Origin of the sequence: Vibrio agarivorans (assembly GCF_030409635.1) — a bacterium.
Lineage (GTDB): Bacteria > Pseudomonadota > Gammaproteobacteria > Enterobacterales > Vibrionaceae > Vibrio > Vibrio agarivorans.
In genome coordinates this window covers 2,903,031-2,926,664 of record NZ_JAUFQF010000004.1, presented here as the reverse complement: position 1 = coordinate 2,926,664, position 23,634 = coordinate 2,903,031, and the positions used below count along the sequence as shown (strand labels likewise).

The window sequence follows — 23,634 nt, the reverse complement described above, 5'->3', positions numbered from 1 at the left end:
CGTTTAGAGAGTGTTAGAACGGTTAATTTAAAGGCTACTTGCGTTTACCACGGCGTTGTCCTTGGCCTGCAGAAGCTGCAGGTTTACCGTTGTTGCCACGGCGCTGTTGACCTTGAGTGCCGTTATGTCCTGCTGAGCTGCCCCCGGATGAGTTGCGGCTGCCTTGGCTTCCTTTACCTTGTGGCCCTTTATTCTGCCCCGGGCGACCAGCGCCATTACTTTTTGGTTTACCGTCTTGACGGCGATCACTACCTTGGCCAAAACCAGGTTGGTTTTTAGTGTGCTTGGTGGCGAAACGGTTCGCACCATGGCGTCCTGAGCGGCGGCGTTGCGCCGGTGTTTGCGCGTCGAGATCTTCCGCTGGCACCAGACAGTTTGGCTTATCGCCGATCAGATGCTTCTTGCCCATGTTGACTAACGCTTCGCGGATCAACGGCCAGTTTTCTGGATCGTGATAACGCAACAGAGCCTTGTGTAAACGGCGTTGACGCTCGCCCTTAGCAACGGGTACATCTTCGCGTTTTTTGTACTTCACACGTTTGAGTGGATTCGTTTCCGAGTAGTACATTGCCGTCGCATTACACATCGGCGATGGATAGAAGTTCTGTACTTGGTCACACTCAAAGTTGTTCTGCTTAAGCCACAGTGCAAGGTTAAGCATGTCTTCATCTTCTGTGCCTGGGTGCGCAGAGATGAAGTAGGGGATAAGGTACTGTTTCTTGCCCGCTTCCGCACTGTACTTCTCAAACATCTCTTTGAAGCGGTCGTAAGTGCCCATGCCCGGTTTCATCATCAGATCGAGTGGGCCTTTCTCTGTATGCTCTGGCGCAATCTTGAGGTAGCCGCCAACGTGGTGGGTAACCAGTTCACGCACATATTCTGGTGACTCAATAGCGAGGTCATAACGTACACCAGAAGCGATCATGACTTTCTTCACGCCTTTTACTTTACGCGCGGCACGATACAGGTCGATGGTGTGCTTATGATCGGTATTGAGTTTGTTACAGATTCCAGGGAACACGCACGACGGTCGGCGACAGTTCATCTCTGCTTTAGGATCGCTACAGCCAAGGCGGTACATGTTGGCGGTAGGGCCACCCAAGTCTGAAATGGTGCCGGTAAAGCCCGGTACCTTGTCGCGAATATCTTCCAGCTCATTAAGGATAGACTCCTGTGAGCGGTTTTGAATGATACGTCCTTCGTGCTCTGTAATAGAACAGAAAGAACAGCCACCAAAACAGCCTCGCATGATGTTAACTGACGTTTTGATCATGTCGTAAGCGGGAATTTTCGCTTTGCCATACATCGGGTGAGGCACACGAGCATAAGGTAAGCCGAACACGTAATCCATCTCTTCGGTTGAAAGCGGGATCGGCGGTTGGTTTATCCAAAGTTCGCGATTACCGTGACGTTGAATGAGCGCGCGACCAGAATACGGGTTAGTCTCAAGGTGCATGATACGTGCAGCGTGAGCGTACAGAATACGGTCGTTGTTAAGCTTCTCGAATGGCGGTAAACGCACTGCCGTGGTTTCTGCATCATGGCGCGAAGGACGGATGGTTATCGGCTTCGCTTGCGCTTCTTCGACCTCTGATTTGGTTTCACATTGAGTTTCAACTTCGTAAGGGTTTGGCGGAATAAACGCCTCTTTACGTGGCTTTTCAATGCGAGAAGAATCGATGATGTTGTAATGTTCGGGCTCTGTGGGCAAGTTAACTGCCGTACCACGAATATTGGTCAGCTGAGCAATATCTTCACCATCAGCCAGACGATGAGCCACTTCAATCAGAGCTCGCTCTGCGTTACCAAACAGCAGAATATCCGCTTTGGCATCAAACAAGACAGAGCGACGAACTTTGTCAGACCAGTAATCATAGTGCGCAAGACGGCGAAGGCTAGCTTCAATACCACCTAATACAATTGGTGCTTCTTTATAAGCTTCACGGCAGCGCTGCGAGTAGACGAGCGTGGCGCGGTCAGGGCGTTTACCCCCTTCGTTGTGGGGCGTATACGCGTCGTCGTGGCGCAGTTTACGATCAGCAGTGTAGCGGTTGATCATAGAGTCCATGTTGCCCGCAGTAATACCGAAAAATAGGTTCGGCTTGCCAAGCTTCATGAAATCAGTTTTATCATTCCATTTAGGCTGTGCGATGATGCCAACGCGAAAGCCTTGCGCTTCCAGTAGACGGCCGATGATCGCCATACCAAAGCTAGGATGGTCAACGTAAGCATCACCCGTTACGATAATTATGTCACAGCTATCCCAGCCGAGTGCGTCCATCTCTTTTCTGCTGGTTGGCAAAAATGGCGCCGTACCAAAGCATTCCGCCCAGTACTTTTTGTGTTCGTGAATTGGTGTGATGTTACTTAACATAGTTGACTCTCATTTTCAGGAGCGCGAATTATATACTTCTGCCGTGTAAGTTGCACCCTGCGATTAGTACGGGTATTTACTGGTCGAAATCTTGCGCTGACAACGCTTGAGTAAATTGCCCAGCGTCTTGCTTTTCGCTACACTCTCGCCCCATCTATAGGCTCTATTAAGTGAATACCCATCGCTATGATCGCAACGCTGTTAATGACCTTTCCGCCTATGCTGTTAGGTGCGCAACTGGTTCTTACTCTAATTCTAGTCAAAGGTGAGATTTGTCCTGGTCAACGTGGCCGAATTCATCGTGTTTTGCCTGTGCTAGCCATTTTGTGGCTTGCGGTGTGCTCTTTGCGAGTAGAAGCTTTTATGGTGGTATTCGCCATTTTCTATTTTTACACTCAAGTGCAAACGAAAAAGACCCGTGAGCAAGGGCCTATATGGTTACTGTATCTGGCTGGTGGCCTTGCGGCGACATTTACCTTGATGTTATCGCTCCAAGCCCCTCAAGCAGCGATGACATTGGGTATGATCACCTGGCTAGTGTTGTTAGGTGGCGCGTTAGCACACGGCTTGTTGGTGGTCGCACGAACACGACTACAAGCATTTCATCGTCTATTACCGTTTAGCGGTGTGATTGCTGCGATGCTGTTTGCACTTTGTGTGTTGTGGCTGAGCTATGCACTGGACATTGATGCTCATCCACAATTGCTCACGCCTATTGTGAGTGTCGTTGTCATGCTGATCATCGGTGTCGTCGCTTGGTGCTGGCACTTGATTCGTCCAAGCGAGCCGAACAAGTATGTCATTTTCTTCGCACTGATCCTTTTGCTGGGATCTAGCCAAGCATTTTTGAGCCTGTCGTCACTGACAGCCCCGCTATAACTCAGATTTAGAGAAAGGCTGGTGAGATTAGGTGCACAGAAATGATCATATTTGAGTAATCACTCTGTCGAATGCCTGAATAGCTTCTATGCTTACATAAGTGGTGTGAATGCAAGGAGCGTCGTATGGACCTATCAAATGTGAGAAACTTCGATAGTGTGATTTTGTTGGGCATCGTCAATGAGAAGCTGCGACTTGAATGTGATAGTTTTGAAGAGTTAGCCACAGCCTACGAAATTGATGTCGAAGGCTTAGTGGGTAAGTTGGATGTTTTAGGGTATCAATACGACCCACTGACTAACCAGTTTAAATCCTACCCACGCTAGCGCTTTATCAATTTATTAAGCCATCTTGATCCCATCAAGGTGGCTTTTGCATTGCTGGCGAGCGGTAGAAAAGAATGCCTGCAAATAACGCTTATCTTTATCTGATGCACGCGTTGCGGCAAACAGACGTCGCCACAACCCTTCCCCTAGGGGCTTGCTTGTGATCAACCCTTGTCGAGAAAATTCACTGATGGCCCAATTGGGCAAAGCGGCAACGCCTAATCCAGCCGATACCATTTGTACCAGCATCAACGTATTGTCTGCCTGTTTCCATTTTGCAGGTTCGATGCCGGCTGGGCTAAGAAAGTGTTTTACCACATCAAGACGCTGCTTTTGTACTGGATAGCTGATCATCGTTTCATTGATTAGGTGATCAGGTTGGATCACGTCTACTTCTGCAAGTGGGTGGTTGGTAGCGGTGATCAGTCGCATTTCAAAATCAAACATCGGCTCATAGTGGACTTCTGAGCGTGGATTGACATCGGAGGTCACCACTAAGTCGAGTTCGCCTCCAATCAATGCCGGGAGTGGTTCAAATCCAAATCCAGATGAGAAGTCTAAGGTGACACTTGGCCAAGTGACTTGGTACTCCTTGAGTGCAGGCATTAACCACTGAAAGCAGGAGTGGCACTCAATCGCCATATGCAAGCGTCCATTGACATCCTCTTTCAAACTCGCGAGGTCATTTTCAGCCTTGGCAATTTTTGGCAGCACTTCATCGGCAAGCCTTAGCAAGATCTCTCCCTCTGAAGTAAAGCGCACGGGGCGGGTTTTCCGCAGAAATAGCTGACTTCCTAACCGTGATTCAAGATCTTTGATTTGATGCGACAGTGCCGATTGTGTCAGGTGCAAAGAGGTTGCGGTCGCAGTCAGAGACCCTGTATCACGAAGTGCTGAAAGTGTTTTTAGGTGTTTTAAATCAAGCATCTAGGTTGTCCTTATCCCATATGTGCGATTGCTGACTCTGTCCAAGAGCGACTTTTACCATAAGAACTTTATTGAGCATTGTAAATAGAACTAATGAAAGAATTTCATTTATGAAATTTCTTCATGTTTAAGCTGAAACTTTGTCGCTTGGCTCTGGGTTGGCATTGATAAATACTTTAGCCATCCAGACGCCTAAGTTGGTTGGGCGTAATAATCTCAAGGAAAGAACTTATGACAACCACTCATATTCTTGGTTTCCCACGTGTTGGTGAAAAAAGACAACTGAAATTTGCTTTAGAGAAATATTGGCGCGGGGAGATAACGCAAGACGCCTTGAAAGATGAAGGTTCGACAATTCGAGCGATCAACTGGCAAACACAGGCTGATGCGGAGCTAACCTATGTGACTTCCGGTGATTTTGCCTGGTATGACCATGTTTTAGGGACTAGCTTACTGCTTGGCAATGTTCCAAAGCGCCATCAACAAGATCGCATCACACTCGATACGCTTTTCCGTGTTGGGCGTGGCCAGTCGCAAAACGATTGTGGTTGTGGTCAGGCGGCCTCAGACATGACCAAGTGGTTTAATACTAACTATCACTATCTCGTACCAGAGTTTAATGCGGATACCCAATTTTCTGTACAGTGGACGCAGCTTTTTGAAGAGACTAAACAAGCACTGGATGCTGGGCATAACGTTAAACCTGTGTTGTTGGGGCCGCTAAGCTATCTCTACTTGGGTAAAGAAGTTGAAGAGGGTTTTGAGCGTTTATCCCTGTTACCGAGACTCATCACGGCGTATCAGCAGATCATCACGAAGCTGGAGGCACTTGGGGTTGAGTGGGTGCAAGTGGATGAGCCTATTCTCGCACTAGAGCTCGACAACGCTTGGATCGGAGCGTTTAAGTTGGCCTATCAAATGCTGCGCTCGAAAACAAAAGTGCTACTAACGACCTATTTTGATTCAGTGAATCATCATTTAGATCAGATTGTCGAACTGGATGTGGACGGTTTACATATCGATGTTACTCACAAGCCTGAATCTTTGAGTGAAGTAGTGAATAAACTACCTGCCCAGTGGGTGCTATCTGTAGGGGCGGTTAATGGTCGCAACGTATGGCGGGCCGATCTTGCACATTGGTTGGAAACATTACAACCACTGAAAAACCAGCTAGGCAAAAGATTGTGGGTCGCAAGTTCATGTTCCCTTTTGCACAGCCCTGTGGACCTAGAGTTGGAAACTGAGCTCTCCGTTGAAACGAAAAGCTGGTTTGCTTTCGCTAAGCAGAAAGTGCATGAAGTTAGCCTGTTAGGTCGAGCGTTATCAGGCGATGATAAGGCAATAACAGAGTGTCATGCTTACAGCGAGCCATTAAAGCAGCGCGCCTTATCACAGTTTATCCATAAATCTCATATTCAAAAGCAGGTGCAGTCGTTAGTGGCAGGATCGTCAGATCGTTCACTGCCCTTTACTAAGCGTATTGCGGCGCAAGCAACACACTTGCAACTACCTAAGCTGCCTACGACGACCATTGGGTCATTCCCTCAAACAGCAGATATTCGATTGCAGCGCAGTGCTTATCGCCAAGGCAAGTTGAACGAGAGCGACTACACGCAAGCGCTTAAAGGTCATATCGAAGACGCGGTGCGTCGCCAAGAGGCGTTGGACCTCGATGTACTGGTTCACGGTGAAGCAGAGCGAAATGATATGGTCGAATATTTTGCTGAATTGCTGTCAGGCTTTCAAACCACGCAATTTGGCTGGGTACAAAGCTATGGTTCACGTTGCGTGAAGCCAGCGATTGTTGTTGCAGACATCGAGCGTGAGCAGCCAATGACGGTTGAGTGGACACAGTTTGCACAGTCTCTAACCTCTAAGCAGATGAAAGGGATGCTGACAGGGCCGGTGACCATTTTATGTTGGACCTTCCCTCGAGAGGATATCTCTCGTCACGAAATTGCACAGCAGTTATCGTTGGCGCTGCGTGACGAGGTAAGTGACTTACAGCAAGCAGGTATCAATATCATTCAAATTGATGAGCCGGCGATTCGTGAGGGGCTTCCATTGAAAAAAAGTGAGCAACAACAGTATCTCGATTGGGCGGTCAATGCCTTTAAGCTTTCAGCATCGAGCGCGCTGCCACAAACTCAGATTCACACCCACATGTGTTACAGCGAGTTCAACGAGATCATTGATTCTGTTGCGGCATTGGATGCAGATGTGATCACGATCGAAACCAGTCGTTCCAATATGGAACTACTGAAAGCCTTTGAAGAGTTTGAATACCCAAATGAAATTGGCCCAGGCGTTTATGATATACATTCACCCAATGTACCAACTAAGGATTGGATTAAGAACTTGATTCAATCCGCAGCAGAGAAGGTGCCAGTCGAACGGTTGTGGGTGAACCCTGATTGTGGTCTGAAAACACGCGGATGGGATGAAACAGAAAAATCGCTCGCCAACATGGTGGCGGCAGCGAAAGAGCTGCGCAAAGAGTATGAGGGGATCTAACTAGACGACTCATCCATTGTGCCAGCCCCCTTTTTAATAGGTGGTAAAAGGGCAGCCAATGATGGCTGCCCTGATGTATATGCCAAGTGGGAGTGACTAAGCGCTTAGCACACGCAAGATACGGTCAGCATGCTCGGCAACCTCAATTCCTTCATCAGTAAGATAGCCACCGTCTGGCTGAGTACAAAGTTTCTTATCGTATAAACGCGAAACGGCTTGCTGCATCTCGTCTGTTGCCTCTGAGTGAACTTTAATGCCTGTTGCAGAACTGCTCAGGTCAAATTGCAGAAGTAGGTTTAGCTCAGCTAAGTGTTCTGGAGTGTATTTCATGGTTCTATCCTTTAGCTCTTTTTTGTTCAAGCTATGCCTGATTAAGCCTTTGAGCAACCTTGGATTAGCAAAACTGTTAGATAGGTAGCGAATGTAAAATAAAGCCTAAAAATGCCTAGCACTTAGTATCAAAAAAGGCTTCCAATCTGGAAGCCTTTTGCATAATTCATAGTCAATTGACTATCACTTGTTAAGTGACGTTAGTTAAGCCTTAGCGATTTCCGCAGCGGCTTCTTGTTGCTTAGCGGCGGTAAGCATTTTCTTGATAACCCAAGAAGAGCCAAGCGCAACACCCACCATAACGACAGCAAGTACAGTAAGCAGCTGGAAGTACTCACCGTAAACCGTTTGCACAATCTCTTGCGTGATCTCTTGGCCTTTCTCTAACGCGATAGAGGTAGAGAAAACAGCACCCACAATGCCACTTAGCGCAATGGCGACAGAGAACAAACTTACTGAGAAGTTTTCAATGTGCTTTGGTGCGACAGAAAGGATAAAGGCAACCACCATTGAACCTACAACAACCTCAGCAAATGCTTGGAAGAAGTGAATCGCAAGGAAGATTTCAGGGCGAATAACCACATCAGCGCCAACGGTGCTTACTGCCATGGTCAGAATACCAAAAGCAATTGCTGTAAGAACAAACGCGAAGCCAACTTTAGTGGCGGTTGAGAAGTTAATGTTACGTTTCTCTAGTGATGAGAACAGCACAGCAATTAACGGACCTGCTACCATACACCATAATGGGTTCATCGCCATTGCCGCTTCCGGAGCGACAGGAATGAAGCCAAATAGATCGCCACGCATTGTGTTGATCGCCACCATGTTCATTGATGTCATCATCTGACCGTAGTAAACGAAGAAACAAGTCGTTAGGAAGGTCATAATTAGGATCGTGCCCATTTTGAGCTTCTGTGCGTGGTCAACTTTGAACATCAGGCTAATGAAGTACAAGATGGCTGCAGCGCCAATAGCGTAAACGATGTTTTGACCGACATCCATGTTTGAGAACATGAAGAATACCAGACCAATCATCGCGACAGAAAGCACTGAGAAAGCGATCCAGTTTTTCATGCTAACCGGAGCTTGGTCGATATCGGCCGCAACGGAGCGTAGACCTTTTGCTGACAAAATAAGCGTCAGTAGAGCGGCACCTGCCATCACACCAGACAACATAAAGCTGCCATTAAAGCCCAGAACAAGCACTAACATTGGGAAAAGGTATTGACCCAAAAATGCGCCGATGTTGTTGACTGAGTAGTTTACTGGATAACCGTTTTCAAAATCTTCATGGGTCTTGAACGTACGCTTATACAAGCTCGGGTAAGACGGAGACATTAAACCGCGAGAGTAGCTCGCAAGTGCAATACCACACAAAGCCATTGGAACATTCAGTGCCGATGCACCAGCAAAAAGCAAGACATAACCAGAGGTGAAGCCGAGGTATGAAATGGTGAGAGAGCGGTAGGCGCCCAAGAATTTATCGGCAATGAAACCACCGGCAATCGCGAAAAGAGGACCAATTGCAGAGAAAGCGCCCACCACCATCATGGTATCAGCTTCACTGTAGTTGAGTTCTTCAAGGAAGAAACGGGTGAGGATAACCATCACACCGTAGAACGATAAGCCAAACATCATTTGGCAGAACATCATAGATTTATTGAGTTTATTCCACATAGCTTTGTACTTCTCTTATAGCTTCTCGTGGATAATTCGTCCCTAAATTAACACTTGAGCAAAAAATTGTGTTGCTCGTGATTTTCGCACAGTAGCACGTAAATGATGCGTGCCGGAAAGTATGTTTGCTAATTTGATCGGTTGTTGAGGTTTTGGTTAATAAAGTTTAATTGGTTGAGATGCAGTTTTTTCCTTTTTGTTTTGATACGTAAAGGGCAACATCGGCACGTTTATAGATTTGATCAATGGTATAGTCATGAGTGTTAAATTGACTGATGCCAATGCTGATAGACAATTTCATATCACAGCATTCCGGGTCGATCGTCAGTTGAGAGATGCTGTCTTTCATGCGCTTGGCGAGATGTTCAACCGAGTGGTTAGATGTCATCTTATGGATAATGGCAAACTCATCACCACCCAGTCTTCCTAATGTGTCTGAGCGTCTCAATTGGCTACGGCAGCAGTCAGCAAGATTTTGAATCGCTTTATCACCACATTGGTGGCCGTAAGTGTCATTAATCAGCTTAAAATCATCAATGTCGAGAAGCAGAAAACTGTAGTTTTCTTGATAGCGCTGGAAGGAATAAAAGGCGTGTTCAAGTTGAGCAAACAGCTTTCGTCGGTTGAAAGTGTGGGATAGGGCATCGACCTCAGATTGATAGGTGAGTCGCTTTTGTAACTCATATCGTTCGGTAATATTGCGAGCGACCCAAATCACCGCACGTTCGTCATAGCGAAAACCGGGTAAGGGGTTTACACGGCCCTCAAACCTTAAAGTACCCTCGGGCCCTGAGAGTTCGGTGATCGTATTAACATCATTACCTGCTAAGGAATAGTCAAAAACCATCAGTTTGTTCGCATCGAGGGTTTGATGAATACGGTCATGAAACCATTGTGCTTTTTCCAATGGCAGAACTTCAAAAATTGAGCGTCCGACCAAACCGTGGTCTTGATGATAGAGCTCTTGGCTTCCTCCACCGAACACAGCCGCATATCGACCTGATTCCGTTAATACAAACACCAGATCAGGTAGAGCGGAGATCAATGCTTCATGCTCTTCGTAGTTGTCTATACCCATACACTCAAATCCTTTTGAAAACACGGTGAATGACAAGAAGTTCCATTATCTTGACATATTTACCGTATGAATGAGTATGAAATTAATTGAAACGACGATTAAGTTGCAGAATGGCTATTTTGAACTGATAGTTTTCACAATATTCTGGCGTTAGTCGTTGAAGCGGCAATGGTTGAGCGTAGTAACAGAGGTCGTATTGGTTTTTTAGATTCGATTATTTTAGATACAACTAATAGCCGCGTGCTTTCCAAAATTGGCCTTCGTCACGGCCTGTGACTTTAAAGATTTTTTCTGCAATGATTTTCCCCTTCATCTCGAGCACCATTCGCCACTCGCCTAGGTTGCTTTCTAGGCCATCAACGGGGTGAAGCAACTGAATCGTATCACCTAGATAGAAATCCCAGTCGTTGCTGCGAACGTAGATGTCTCCATCGAAAGGGTCGAGAACCTGTCCCTTTTTGTTCAAGATCCCCGGGTGATAAATACAGAAGTTGAGTAGCTCACCTTTTGCTTTCTTGATGTTGACGATAAAGCCAAACTCGACGCCTTCATCAGCCGTTACCGTGGTTGTGAAGTCTTTGATCTTAGGCAGGTCTTTAGAGGCGGCATCCCAATGAGAGTAGATGCCATATGAGGTCATTTCGACAACAGGGGTACGTTTTGCCACGTTGATTGCTCCAGAGTTTGCTTTCACGCAGGCATGCTAAACCAAAATGAAGTTAAATGGAAACAGACAGTTATAGCAGCATAATGAATTCAATTAGCGCAATCGCTGTCGCTATCAAGGTAGTGAGTTTCCAAAAAGTAATCGGGTTACGTTGTAATAGGGGGCGGTCATTAAGCTCCTTTTGCAGAGTTTGATTAGGTGTATAGAGGTCAAGAACGAACTCAGATAAAACCTGATAGCGTTGGTTTGGTTTGGGGTGTGTGGCTTTTTTCAGTGCCAGGTCAATCCAAGTGGGTATGTCATAGCGATACTGGCTTATTGAACGGTAACACCATTGCTTGTGACGCGCTGTTTGAAGGTTTTGGCTGGTGGTAGGCTTATAGGGTAAATGTCCTGTCAGCAATTCATAGCCAATGACCGCAACGGAAAACAGATCCGATAAAATACTCGCCTCTCCAGTATCAAGGTATTCTGGAGCAATATAGTTGATCGCACCCAATGGTATCTGCTCGTGTCTTTTCCCAGAGTCATTGGTTTGGGCAAGCTCGTTCAAGCTCGAGACATGCACTGCGCCAAAATCGATAATCTTAACCTGACCACAAGAGGTCAGCATAATGTTCTCAGGCTTGAGGTCTCGGTGGACCATAGAGGCTCGTTGAAAAGTGCGTAAGGCTTTAATTATCTCATCGACAATATCGCGTACTTGCTGCAGGGGCGGGGTAGGGTGGTCATACATCCATTGGCGCAGCGTGATACCCTCTATATGTTCGCACAGTTGATATAGAAACTGACTGTTTGGCTTGCTTGGGTACATCTGCATGATGCGATGACTGTTGAGCTGCGTCGAGACCCAATACTCGTTGGCAAACAGCTTTAATACGTCGAGGTTATCTTGATCATGCTGCGATGGTGCTTTAAGAACAAATCGCCGCCCGCTATTGAGTTCTGTCACTTGATAGACATGACTTCGGCTGCCGGCATGAAGCACCTTATCGACACGATACCCTTCTAGTACATGGCCCTCGGCTAGCGCAGGTGGGATTTTGCGCGACAGAAGATCATATTGATACTCCGTTATAGAGTGCTCTGGGAGGTGTTCTACGTCGATGATTAAGCAGCTGGTATTGTCTTTGCTATCATTGGTCAGAGCTTGAGAGCAGATTTGGTGACAAAGACGTTCCAGCCCTTGGTTGATATTGTCGCTATAAAGGTCAGTGTTGAGGTGTTCAACCAGTGCAGACTCAGAAATGAAATCATGCACCCCATCAGTACTCAGAAACAAGCGATCGCCTTGTTTCAATGCGACAGCTTGATAGTCAATCTCTAAAGCGCTGTCCATACCTAAAGCACGAGTCAAATAGGCCGCTTTGCCAAAGTTAATCCGTTGATGATCGCGGGTCAATTGGCGTAGTTGTCCTTTGCGCAATAGATAGATTCGAGAATCACCGACATGAAAGAGGTGAGCGGTATTGGATTTAAGGATAATCCCCGTAAAAGTGGTGACAAGGCTATTATGGCTGAGCTTATGTAACGTACCTTGTTCGAAGAGCCAGTTGTTGAGGCTTGAGAGGATCTTATTGGCAGACTGCTTGATGCTCCAACTGTAAGGCGTAGCGTAATAGTCAGAGATAAACTGCATCACAGCAGTGTGGCTGGCGAGTTGGCTGCTGTCACTACAGCTGACACCATCGGCAATACAGGCCACAATGCCTTTGTGGGTTATTTCATGATGATGCTCGGGTACATTGACTGCGAAAGCATCTTGATTTTCGTCGCGTCGACCACGATCAGAATACCCACCATAAGAGAGGCTAAGCGTTGAAGGAGGTATGGCAGCTTTAGAATTCATGGTCGTCCTATCCAACGTGACCCTGTTGAGCCAGAGTGAAAACACACAACCTAGCCACAGGAAGGGCTAGGTTGGGCGAGTGATTAAAGTCGAGTGAGATTAGTGTGAGACATCGATTAAGGTCACACTGCCATCTGCATTAACTTCGGCAATTTTGCCACTGGGCTCTTCCATGAACAGTAAGGCTACAAATCCAATCACTGCGGTAGCTGCGATGACATAGAAGAAGGTTTGATAATCAACAAAAGAGAGAACAGTAAGATATGTCACGGCACCCACGTTACCATACGCCCCAGTCATCCCTGCAATTTGTCCTGTCATGCGACGCTTAATTAGTGGCACTGTTGCAAAGACAGCCCCTTCGCCAGCTTGAACAAAGAAAGAGCACACCATGGCACACACAACGGCAAGCCATACTGGCCATTCACTGCCCACTTGACCCATCATGAAGTAACCCATGGCCAAGCCTGCAGTCAAAAAGAGTAGTGTTGATTTGCGACCAAATTTATCTGAAATCCAACCACCGCCTGGGCGAGACATTAGATTCATGAAAGCATAGGCTGATGCCACCATGCCCGCTAACACCGGTGATAGCTCAAACGTTTCAGAGAAGAACAGAGGAAGCATAGAAACGACGGCTAGCTCTGAGCCAAAGGTTGCAAAGTAGAGAACATTCAGCACCGCAACTTGCTTAAACTTATATTGATGGATCTCTTCGACCGGCTTGGTAAACACGCCTTTATTGACCTTCCAGACTTGAGATGCTTCGATAGCATAAAGGGCGATGAGGCCAGCGTAGATGCCATAGACCATAGTATCGCTCAACATCCCGATGCCACTTGGTGACAGCTTCCACGCGAGTAGGGCGAGAACGGCATACATCGGGATCTTCATACCCAAAAGGAAGAAGAAGTCGCCTTTGGATGTCACTTCCATTGCGGTTAGGTGTTTCGGCTTGAAGTAAGTAGAGCCTTTTGGTGTATCAGACACATTGCGGTAAAAGATGAATGAGAACACAAGACTCATTACCCCGGTAATCGCTACTGCGTAGCGCCAACCTTCGTCACCACCAAAGAGCAAAGCCACAGTCGGTAAAGTAAATGCGGCAGCGGCTGAACCAAAGTTACCCCAACCACCATAGATACCTTCTGCGGTACCCAGTTCGTTGTGTGGGAACCACTCCGAAACCAAGCGAATACCAATCACAAAGCCGGCGCCGATGAAGCCGAGCAGGAATCGAGCGATGGCGGCCTGCATAAATGAGTCTGAAAATGCAAACATAAAGCAGGGAATGGAACAAACTGCTAAAAGCGCGGAGTACACCAATCGCGGACCATATTTATCGGTAAGCATACCGATTATCACACGAGCAGGTATGGTGAGTGCCACGTTGAGAATCAGCAGTGTTTTCACTTCTTGGGTGCTAAGACCCAGTGTCTCTTTGACCATTTGCAGCAATGGAGCGAAGTTAAACCACACTACAAAAGTGATGAAAAACGCCATCCAACTCAAATGGAGGATTTTCATTTTTCCTTTAAATGAAAAGATTGAAAATTGATTGTCTTGCATAATTTTGCCTCGAATTACTTCCGTATAATTGACAGACTTTAATTTTGATAATTTTTATTTTGTTGATACGAGCACTTGAATTTCACCGTTGTGCTCACGAACGCTGTAGGTTTTGACCTGATACTCCGGCTCTTCTAAACATGCGCCTGTCGTGAGGCTGAAGTGCTGTTTATACAGTGGTGATGCCACGACAGGCTCATCGTTGATTGAGCCAATAATGCCGCGCGATAGGATGTTGGCATTGCCAATCGGGTCATAGTTGTCAATGGCGTATAGAGCGCCGGATCGTTGACAGTTGAAGATCGCGACTTGCTTACCGGCCACAAGGGCGCAAACGCCGGTGTTAGGGGAGAGGTCTGCCAGTGTGCAGACGGTTAGCCATGAAGTGGTAGTAGCGGGTTTGATTGTCATTGTATTCATAGGACTCTCCTTATTGCTCAACTTCGACAACATCAATGTCACCGAGGGTTTGCTTAGCTTTGGGTGCTGGTAACTTTTGGTCACGAACTTCAATGAAGTTGAGCTGTTCGTCTCTCGCATCACTGTTAATAAAGTGGTTGAAACGTTTGAGTTTTTCTGGCGATTCAATGGTGGTCTTCCATTCACATTGATACTTGGCAATATTGGCTGCCATCTCGCTCTCAAGCTCACTGCATACACCCAGTTTGTCTTCAATAACGACTTGTTTGAGGTATTCAATGCCACCTTCTAAGTTTTCTAGCCACACGGATGTGCGCTGTAAGCGATCAGCGGTGCGAATATAGAACATGAGCACTCGGTCGACGTATTTGATTAGGGTTTCGCGGTCGAGATCTGTTGCCAGTAAATCAGCATGACGAGGACGCATGCCGCCGTTACCACACACATAGAGATTCCAGCCGTTATCTGTAGCAATGATACCGATGTCTTTAGATTGCGCTTCGGCACATTCGCGAGTACATCCAGAAACGGCGAATTTAAGTTTGTGCGGGGAGCGCAGACCCTTGTAGCGGTTTTCAATATCGATAGCGAACCCTACGCTGTCATCGACTCCATAGCGACACCAAGTGCTGCCGACACAAGATTTGACCGTACGAACTGATTTGCCGTATGCGTGACCGGTTTCAAAGCCAGCATCGACGAGTTTTTTCCAGATGATAGGGAGATCATTGAGTTGCGCACCAAATAGGTCAACACGCTGACCGCCGGTGATCTTGGTATAGAGATCAAACTCCTTTGCGACCTCGCCCAAGACAATTAGCTTATCTGGGGTAATTTCCCCCCCCGCGATACGCGGAACAACAGAGTATGTACCGTCTTTTTGCATGTTACCAAGATAGATATCGTTGGTGTCTTGCAGTTCCATATGCTCATTTTCAAGGATGTAATCATTCCAAAAACTCGCGAGGATTGAGCCAATAGCGGGCTTACAGACCGTACAACCCAGGCCCTTACCATATTGCGTTAACAACTCATCGAACGTCTTGATTTTGTTGATGCGCACAATGTCGCTCAGCTCTTGCCGTGTGTAGGCAAAGTGTTCACACAGGTCGTTATTCACTTCTACACCGAGGCTGAGCAATTCGCTATCTAGAACTTGCTTTGCTAGAGCACTACACCCCCCACAGCCTGTCGAGGCATTGGTACTCTCTTTTAAAGCCGACATTGTGGTGCAGCCTGCTGCTACAGCGTCTTTGATATCGCCTTTAGTGACATCGAAACATGAACAGATGACCGCCGTATCAGGCAGCGCATCGACTCCCATCGCACCAGAGCTATCATCGGCAGTGTTCGGTAAGATAAGAACAGAAGGGTTGGACGGAAGCGGCATATCGTTTTGTTTGTACTGCAATAATGTGCCATAGGCCTCAGCGTCACCAACTAATACAGCACCGACAATCTTGGTGCCGTCAGCAGAGATAATCAGGCGCTTGTAGACTTGCTCAATCTCGTCGTTATAGGTGTATGATTGAGCGCCTTCGGTTTGACCATGAACCTCACCAATACTCGCCACATCAACCCCAAGTAGTTTGAGTTTTGTACTCATATCTGCACCAGTGAAGGCGTGTTCGCTTTCAGAGTCGATAATATGACCCGCAGCGACTTTCGCCATTTGGTAACCCGGGGCGACAAGACCAAATATCTTGTTATCCCATAACGCACATTCACCAATCGCATACACATCGTCTATATTGGTTTGGCAGAAGTTATTGATTGCGATACCGCCACGCTCACCTAACTGGATTTGGGTCTCTTTAGCGAGCTCATCTTGTGGTCGAATACCGGCTGAGAAAACGATCATATCGGTTTCAACGTGGGTGCCATCGGCAAAGTTCATGCGATAACGTGATGTTTCGCCTGCAACGATTTCAGTGGTGGCTTTTTCGGTATGTACAGTCACACCAAGGCTTTCAATTTTACGACGTAGTAGGGCACCGCCCCCCTCATCCAATTGCACCGCCATGAGGCGTGGCGCAAACTCAACGACATGGGTTTCTAAACCAAGGTTTTTAATGGCGTTGGCCGCTTCTAGGCCGAGTAGGCCGCCACCGACGACAACGCCCGACTTGCTCTGTTTGCTAGATAGTTCAATGGCATCGAGGTCTTCAATTGTACGATAGACATGACAATGAGCTTGATCATTGCCTGGGATTGGCGGAACAAAGGGATATGAACCGGTAGCAAGTACTAACTTATCGTACGGCTCCACACGACCCGATGCGGTGATCACCTGTTTATTCTCGGTATCAAGCCCAGTCACCTTTTCATTCACCACATAATGAATACCATTTTCTTGATAGTAGAGCTCATCTGTTAGTGACAGATCTTCTACCGTCTTTCCAGTGAAATAAGAGGTCAGTTGTACTCGGTCATAGGCGAGTCTTGGTTCTTCAGAAAAAGTAATAATATCCAGGTCATCTCGATCAGCGGCGATCAATGAGTCGATAAACTTATGGCCAACCATGCCATTACCGACAACCACAATTCTTTGTTTTGTCATGAGTTCATTCCTTTGCTCTTAAACTTTACTTATTCGTGTGAAATTGAAACTGTTAATTATGCTGACAGCTTGATCGGCTGTGCGTTGTTATCTGTTTGTTGAAGCTGTTGTAACCAGCTCATTTGCTGCGAGACACTGACCACTCGTCCAATGACTATCAGTGCAGGCGATTGAATGGCATGCTGCTCTTTTAATTGGGTCAGAGTTTCAAGTGTGCCAGTCACAATACGCTGATCAGGTGTACAACCTTTTTCTATGAGTGCGACCGGCGTGCTTGGGCACATACCACACGCAGAGAGTTTGTCACTTAGCCATTGAGTTTTTGAAAGCCCCATATACACCACTAATGTCTGATTGAGTGTCGCGAGTGCATCCCAGTTGAGGCTTAAGTCTTTATCTGCATGGGCAGTAATAAAAGTACAGCCTTGGGCGAGGCCACGATGTGTGAGTGGAATATTGGCATACGTAGTGCAACCAGAAGCGGCGGTAATGCCAGGAACAACATTCACCTTGATACCGTGTTTAGCCAGAAACAGCATCTCCTCTCCACCTCGGCCAAAAACAAAGCTGTCACCCCCTTTAACACGGCAAACTCGCAAGCCCTGTTGAGCGCAATTGAGCAACGTGTGGTTGATCTCATCTTGTGTTGAGCTGTGATGATTCTTGGCTTTACCAACATAAATTTGTTGCGCGCTTTGGGGAAATAGTTGACGTATTTCACGGCTGACTAAGTTGTCAAAGATGATGCACTCGGCGTTTTCTATCGCCTTCATGGCCTTAATCGTTAGGAGATCAGGATCGCCTGGCCCCGCACCAACGAGGGTAATATGACCGGATTGATATAGAGTATTTGTCATGTTGCTTCCTGCCCAGCACCTATCGTGTCATTGGTTATTGCTTGAATGATTAGAGGCAAATTAAATGCCAGATGTAAAATTACTGTTGTTACTTTGTTGCAAAGTTCTTTTTGAACAATGGTTTGGGTGGTTTTTGTGTCATGAAGGTAAGCATGTTTATCAGGGTGTTTAAGGCTAAATTTGCTATAAATTGGGCTTTTGTGGTGCAAAACTGTTCAAGCTGGTGCAAGTAAGTTGTTTGCTGGTTATAAAATTACAATATTCAATATAATACTTTAGGGGTAGTTTTGTTTTATCTTATTGTTTTGTAGGGATAAATATTCAAATAGTTATATTTTTTTACGGTTGGATTGAATATTGCTTTGTGATTGGTAATCAACGGAATGAATAACTAGGGTGATAGTAGTGACTCAACAGAACGATGGTTGGATAAAAACGACATGTGCGTATTGCGGTGTGGGTTGCGGAGTAGAGGCTCGCCCAACAATCTCGGGAGAGCTTGAAGTTCGTGGAGACAAAAGCCACCCCTCTAATTATGGCAAACTTTGTACAAAAGGGATCGCGCTCGGCGAGACAGTGATTCAAGACGGAAGGTTACTGACGCCAACATTGAATACGCCTCACGGTGAGCAAAGTTTAGACTGGTCGGATGCGACTTCATTGGTAGCGGAGAAATTTGCCCAAACCATAAAACAACATGGTGCAGACTCGGTGGCCTTCTATGTCTCTGGACAGCTGCTCACAGAGGACTACTATGTCGCCAATAAATTGATCAAAGGGTTTATGGGCACAGCGAATATTGATAGTAACTCTCGTCTTTGTATGGCTTCTTCGGTGGTGGGCCACAAAAGAGCCTTTGGAGCGGATACGGTTCCGGTCTGTTATGAGGATTTAGAGCAAGCGGAGCTGGTGGTATTGGTGGGTTCAAATCTAGCGTGGTGCCATCCAGTTCTATTTCAACGTCTACGCATGGCAAAGCAGGCTAATCCTCAATTGAAGGTCGTGGTGATCGACCCTCGCGAGACTGACTCTGACGAGATCTCTGATCTGCATCTATCAATTGACTCAGGAGCCGATGTTGCCTTGTTTAATGGGCTGCTAAATTACCTTCATCGCCATAATCATGTTGATCAAACCTTTATCAAAAAGCATACCCAACAGTTTGAACAAGCGCTGGAATCAGCACAACAAGAGCAGCGTATTGAGCGTCAAACGGGGCTAAGTGGCGAGCAACTTGCTGCTTTCTACCAGCTATTTGCACAGACAAACAAAGTGGTGACGGTCTACTCGCAAGGTGTCAATCAATCAACCAGCGGTGCAGATAAGGTCAACAGTATCCTCAATTGCCACCTTGCAACCGGAAAAATCGGTAAGCCGGGTTGTGGTCCATTTTCTGTTACCGGACAGCCCAATGCGATGGGGGGGGCGCGAAGTGGGGGCGCTGGCCAATATGCTCTGTGCACACATGGAACTTGATAACCCAGAGCATCATCAGTTGGTGAGCGAGTTCTGGCAAGCCCCTTTATTAGCCAATCGCCCAGGTCTAAAGGCAGTGGATATGTTTGATGCCATGGCGGATGGTAAAATCAAAGCCGTGTGGATAATGGCAACCAATCCTGCGGTGAGTTTACCGAACTCAGAAAAGGTCAAGCAAGCGTTAGCAAACTGCCCATTTGTCGTGGTGTCAGATTGCATCAAGCAGACAGAAACCACGGCACTGGCAGATTTGTTATTACCTGTGCAGGGCTGGAGCGAAAAGTCAGGTACAGTGACCAACTCTGAACGCCGAGTGTCGCGACAAAGACGTGTAATGCCAAGCCCCGGAGACGCAAGGCCTGATTGGTGGGTTATCTCTCAGGTCGCACAAAAAATGGGATTTGGTGAAGCCTTTGATTATCTGCACGAAGGGGAAATTTTCAAAGAGTACGCGACACTGACAGGGTTAGGGAACATGAACGGAGAGCGAGATTTCTCTCTGATTGGCTTGAGTCAGTTAGATGATCAAGGGTATAGCGTGTTAGAGCCACAGCAATGGCCTGTGCTCAAGCACCAAACGGAGGTCGTCAATCAACGCTTTTTCACCCATGGTCAGTTTTACACCGCTGATGCTAAGGCGCGCTTTGTCCCTGTTAGTCATAAGCCACCACAGAGCACGGTCAATAGTGAGTATCCACTATTGTTGAATAGTGGCCGTACTCGCGATCACTGGCATACCATGACTCGCACAGGCTTGGCTGCGCAATTAGGCGATCACACCCCAGAGCCTTATGTACTCGTTCATCCTGATACTGCGGCGAAGTATGGTTTAAAGGATCAGTCTATTGCGCGCCTACACAACCGTTTCGGCGAGTGCTTAGCGAAAGTCACGTATTCACCACAGCAGCAATTGGCAGAGCTATTTGTGCCGATTCATTGGAATGGTCAAACCGCCAACAATAGCAAACCGTGTAATCTTATTGCGCCATACACCGATAGTCTATCGGGCCAACCTGAATTTAAGCATACTCCGGTTGTTATTGAGCCTTGCTTGTATCAAAGTCAGGGGCTATTTCTGACTCGTCAGCCTATCGAACTCGAGGGAATAGAGTATTGGGCAAGACAAAAAATAGCCGATGGTTATGCTTATCACATTGAATCAAACCGTTCCCTCAAAGACCTACAGACTTGCCTTTCTTCGTTGATCAAAGACCAAAGCCGCCATATGCAATATCAAGATGGTAATCAAAATATGGTTAGTCGTTTTATCAGTGACCAGGCACAGGCCATGAGTGAGATGATCGTGGTTAAAGGTGCGTTCGGTGAGGGCGAGAAAGCCGCTTATATTGCGTCATTTAATGAGCCACTCGACACCATTAAGGCACAGTCTTGGTTCCCAGCAGCACAAGAAATCATGGTTTAATGAAAAGTTTCTCGGGGACTGGAGCTTAACAGGAAGTGGAATAAGCTCACTGAGTTCTCAAAGACAATCAATAAGCGTTAAAAACAGGTGCATCGCACGATATTTCACTGCTATCATAACGCCAATAGTCGGGGGGCCAGTTTATGGCTGAGATCGAATTTCGAGACCCGTTGAACCTGATTCAGTTAGCACTGACGTAGGGAACTATCGCGCTTTAGCAAGGCTGTCAAACAGTGGCAGTCAACTTGATGAGGGCTATGTTAGCCTCAACTAAAGCCCGTTCCTCTGCGTCACGCATTAGGAGCGATCATGACGCACGTAAACACTTCTCAAACTCCCATTGTACTTACCATTGCAGGGTCGGATAGCGGCGGTGGTGCAGGCATTCAAGCCGATATCAAAGCCATCTCTGCCACAGGTAGTTATGCTTGTTCGGTGATCACAGCAATTACCTCGCAAAACACCCAGGGCGTTTCTGCTATTTTGCCCATCCCATTGGAGCATGTTGAAAGCCAACTTGATGCGGTATTCACGGACTTAAACATCGTTGCGGTAAAAGTGGGTATGTTGGCCGATAGCAATATTATCAAGGTCGTGGCCAACAAAATTAGACAGTATCAACCTCGCTTTTTAGTGGTTGACCCTGTGATGGTCGCGACAAGCGGCGACTTATTGCTTGAGCAATCCGCCATCAGCACCTTGAAACAAGAGCTACTTCCTCTTGCTGATATCATTACACCTAACCTTCCTGAAGGCGCAGCTTTAATCGGTACATCGGTTCCGCAAACCCAAGCAGAGATGGGGGCGATGAAAGCGCAGCTTCGTTCGCTTAGCGCTAAGGCTGTTCTGCTGAAAGGTGGTCATTTAGAGAAAGATGAAAACAGTAACGATCTGTTGATCACTCAAGAGAGTGACGAGCTGATCAGCGCAAAACGTTTCCCTACCCGTAACACGCATGGCACAGGTTGCACACTGTCGTCTGCCATTGCTTCTTATCTTGCGCAGGGTAATGACTTAACAGCGGCGGTCAAACTAGGAAAAAGTTATATCTCGCAAGCCATCGTACATGCTGATGAGTTAAATGTCGGTCAAGGTCATGGCCCAGTGAATCATTTCTATCAAGGTCATGCGGATGTCCGCTAATGCTATAGGTGTCGGTCTCGAGAGATTGCGCCTGCAGTACCTTGATGCTGATGCCGCCACGTTAGAGCAGTTGACGCTGAATATTACCGCCGGCCAATGGACGGTGCTGCTAGGGCGTAGTGGTTGCGGAAAAACAACACTCCTTCGTTATCTGGCGGGCTTGTTATCGGACAAGGTCGCAGTGTCAGGTAAGCTGCAAGTGAGTGATGGGCATGGCCTTGAGCATCGTATCGCTTATATGGCTCAACAAGATCTGCTGATGCCTTGGTTAAGCGTGCTCGACAATGTATGCCTAAGCCAACGTTTTTCTGATCGCCATAAGGAGGTAACAGTCACTCAAAGTCGTGAGGCTGCGATACAATTGCTGGAAAAAGTGGGCTTGGCGCAATATTCACAAGCGATGCCAAGTCAGTTATCAGGAGGGATGCGCCAGCGTGTCGCTCTTGCTAGAACATTGATGCAAGATAAGCCACTAGTGTTGATGGATGAGCCCTTTTCCGCTTTAGATGCCGTCACTCGCTACAAACTACAAAACTTATCTGCTCAACTATTGCAAGGCAAAACAGTCGTGCTGATAACCCATGATCCACAAGAGGCTGTGAGATTGGCGAATGAGCTGTATGTGTTGCAAGGCAGTCCCGCTAGCGCGCTAAAATTAGCGGTTCCTGCGACGCAAACGCCACGTCAATTGGATACTGAGTGTGCCCAAATACAGCAGTCTATTTTGGATCAGTTGGAGCGAGATTATGACTGACACCACACAGTACAACCAACTGGTTTCTCAAACAGCAGTGCGAGAACGTCTTGACCACCCGGTTATTCGATTATGTATCACCACCTTGATCATCTTAGCGATTTGGCAAGCTGTGGTTGTGGTGTTTGAGCTGCCAAGCTTTATATTGCCCGCTCCGCTTGATGTTATGGATAGGCTCATTGCTCGCTATGATGTGCTTTTGGGGCACTCGTGGGTGACGGCACAGGAGATTTTATTGGGGCTGATGCTGGGTTTGAGCATGGGGCTACTGTTCGCGTTACAAATGTTGATGTTTGAGCCGCTAAAGCGTTGGTTGTTGCCGATTTTGATCGCGAGCCAGGCCATTCCTGTGTTTGCTATTGCGCCGATATTAATGCTGTGGCTCGGCTATGGTATTGCCTCAAAAGTCGTTATGGCTGCCATCATTATCTTCTTCCCAGTCACGACGTGCTGCTATGACGGTTTACGAAATACCCCACGAGGCTACCTCGATCTAGCTCAAACCATGGGCGCGACTAAGTGGCAATGTTTACGTCATATCCAACTACGCGCCGCACTGCCTACATTAGCATCCGGTATTCGTGTTGCGGTTGTTGTCGCACCCATTGGTGCCGTAGTAGGAGAATGGGTAGGTTCAAGTGCAGGGCTTGGCTATCTGATGTTGCAAGCCAATGCGCGGATGATCATTGATGAGATGTTCGCTGCTCTGTTTATACTCGCGCTACTCTCGATATCGCTTTACTTCATTACCGATAAATTACTAAAAAAATGGATTCCCTGGGAAAACCAGTAGGGATATCACCTTCAAAGG

17 protein-coding genes, 1 pseudogene and 1 riboswitch are annotated in these 23,634 nt (G+C 47.0%); of the genes and pseudogenes, 7 read left to right on the top strand and 11 right to left on the bottom strand.

The window, feature by feature from the left end; all coding sequences use genetic code 11:
• Positions 1-34: 34 nt before the first annotated feature.
• Complete coding sequence (locus QWZ05_RS21905) at positions 35-2,374, bottom strand: YgiQ family radical SAM protein (protein WP_290300692.1); 2,340 nt, start codon at positions 2,372-2,374, stop codon at positions 35-37.
• 186 nt (positions 2,375-2,560) lie between these two features.
• On the opposite strand from QWZ05_RS21905, the gene QWZ05_RS21900 reads away from it, so the two are divergent.
• Complete coding sequence (locus QWZ05_RS21900) at positions 2,561-3,253, top strand: HI_1241 family integral membrane domain (RefSeq protein ID WP_290300690.1); 693 nt, start codon at positions 2,561-2,563, stop codon at positions 3,251-3,253.
• A gap of 125 nt (positions 3,254-3,378) precedes the next feature.
• Positions 3,379-3,579, top strand: coding sequence for a DUF4250 domain-containing protein (locus QWZ05_RS21895; protein WP_264875198.1), 201 nt, complete (start codon positions 3,379-3,381; stop codon positions 3,577-3,579).
• 15 nt (positions 3,580-3,594) lie between these two features.
• On the opposite strand, the gene metR is transcribed toward QWZ05_RS21895, so the two are convergent.
• Complete coding sequence (gene metR, locus QWZ05_RS21890; RefSeq protein WP_264875199.1) at positions 3,595-4,506, bottom strand: HTH-type transcriptional regulator MetR; 912 nt, start codon at positions 4,504-4,506, stop codon at positions 3,595-3,597.
• 231 nt (positions 4,507-4,737) lie between these two features.
• On the opposite strand from metR, the gene metE reads away from it, so the two are divergent.
• On the top strand, positions 4,738-7,020 hold the full coding sequence (gene metE, locus QWZ05_RS21885; protein ID WP_290300687.1) for a 5-methyltetrahydropteroyltriglutamate--homocysteine S-methyltransferase: 2,283 nt from the start codon (positions 4,738-4,740) through the stop codon (positions 7,018-7,020).
• 96 nt (positions 7,021-7,116) lie between these two features.
• Here the strand turns inward: metE and QWZ05_RS21880 are convergent, their stop codons facing one another.
• The 9 genes from QWZ05_RS21880 to cobA all read right to left on the bottom strand — a co-directional run bounded on the left by QWZ05_RS21880 (position 7,117) and on the right by cobA (position 18,027).
• The gene (locus tag QWZ05_RS21880) at positions 7,117-7,350 is read right to left on the bottom strand and encodes a TIGR02647 family protein (protein WP_264875201.1); all 234 of its coding nucleotides are present in this window, start codon (positions 7,348-7,350) and stop codon (positions 7,117-7,119) included.
• Between the two features lie 204 nt (positions 7,351-7,554).
• On the bottom strand, positions 7,555-9,027 hold the full coding sequence (locus tag QWZ05_RS21875) for a peptide MFS transporter (protein ID WP_290300684.1): 1,473 nt from the start codon (positions 9,025-9,027) through the stop codon (positions 7,555-7,557).
• Positions 9,028-9,193: 166 nt separating this feature from the next.
• On the bottom strand, positions 9,194-10,105 hold the full coding sequence (locus tag QWZ05_RS21870) for a sensor domain-containing diguanylate cyclase (protein WP_290300683.1): 912 nt from the start codon (positions 10,103-10,105) through the stop codon (positions 9,194-9,196).
• A gap of 229 nt (positions 10,106-10,334) precedes the next feature.
• Entirely contained in the window at positions 10,335-10,772 is a 438-nt protein-coding gene (locus QWZ05_RS21865) for a DUF3859 domain-containing protein (RefSeq protein ID WP_264875204.1), read from the bottom strand.
• 70 nt (positions 10,773-10,842) lie between these two features.
• Positions 10,843-12,621 (bottom strand): bifunctional protein-serine/threonine kinase/phosphatase, encoded by a 1,779-nt coding sequence (locus QWZ05_RS21860; RefSeq protein WP_264875205.1) that lies wholly within the window; start codon positions 12,619-12,621, stop codon positions 10,843-10,845.
• 99 nt (positions 12,622-12,720) lie between these two features.
• A complete protein-coding gene (locus QWZ05_RS21855) occupies positions 12,721-14,190 on the bottom strand; it encodes a NarK family nitrate/nitrite MFS transporter (RefSeq protein WP_290300677.1) in 1,470 nt (489 codons plus the stop codon).
• A gap of 54 nt (positions 14,191-14,244) precedes the next feature.
• Complete coding sequence (nirD, locus tag QWZ05_RS21850) at positions 14,245-14,610, bottom strand: nitrite reductase small subunit NirD (RefSeq protein WP_264875207.1); 366 nt, start codon at positions 14,608-14,610, stop codon at positions 14,245-14,247.
• 10 nt (positions 14,611-14,620) lie between these two features.
• Entirely contained in the window at positions 14,621-17,170 is a 2,550-nt protein-coding gene (gene nirB / locus QWZ05_RS21845) for a nitrite reductase large subunit NirB (RefSeq protein ID WP_290300676.1), read from the bottom strand.
• A 56-nt stretch (positions 17,171-17,226) separates the two neighbouring features.
• Positions 17,227-18,027: a uroporphyrinogen-III C-methyltransferase gene (gene cobA, locus QWZ05_RS21840; protein ID WP_290300675.1), complete on the bottom strand. Its 801-nt coding sequence runs from the start codon at positions 18,025-18,027 to the stop codon at positions 17,227-17,229.
• A 405-nt stretch (positions 18,028-18,432) separates the two neighbouring features.
• Here cobA and QWZ05_RS21835 point away from each other — a divergent pair.
• From QWZ05_RS21835 to QWZ05_RS21820, 4 genes and pseudogenes are all read left to right on the top strand, one after another.
• Positions 18,433-20,926: pseudogene (locus tag QWZ05_RS21835) on the top strand (molybdopterin oxidoreductase family protein).
• A gap of 119 nt (positions 20,927-21,045) precedes the next feature.
• Positions 21,046-21,146: riboswitch (TPP riboswitch) on the top strand.
• An 89-nt stretch (positions 21,147-21,235) separates the two neighbouring features.
• Positions 21,236-22,069, top strand: a complete 834-nt coding sequence (thiD, locus tag QWZ05_RS21830; RefSeq protein WP_264875211.1) for a bifunctional hydroxymethylpyrimidine kinase/phosphomethylpyrimidine kinase — start codon at positions 21,236-21,238, stop codon at positions 22,067-22,069.
• Positions 22,059-22,823 carry an ABC transporter ATP-binding protein gene (locus tag QWZ05_RS21825; protein ID WP_264875212.1) on the top strand — a complete coding sequence of 255 codons (765 nt, stop codon included), beginning with the start codon at positions 22,059-22,061 and terminating at the stop codon, positions 22,821-22,823. Before thiD ends, QWZ05_RS21825 begins: the two co-directional genes overlap by 11 nt.
• Entirely contained in the window at positions 22,816-23,616 is an 801-nt protein-coding gene (locus QWZ05_RS21820) for an ABC transporter permease (protein WP_264875213.1), read from the top strand. Before QWZ05_RS21825 ends, QWZ05_RS21820 begins: the two co-directional genes overlap by 8 nt.
• Positions 23,617-23,634 lie beyond the last annotated feature (18 nt).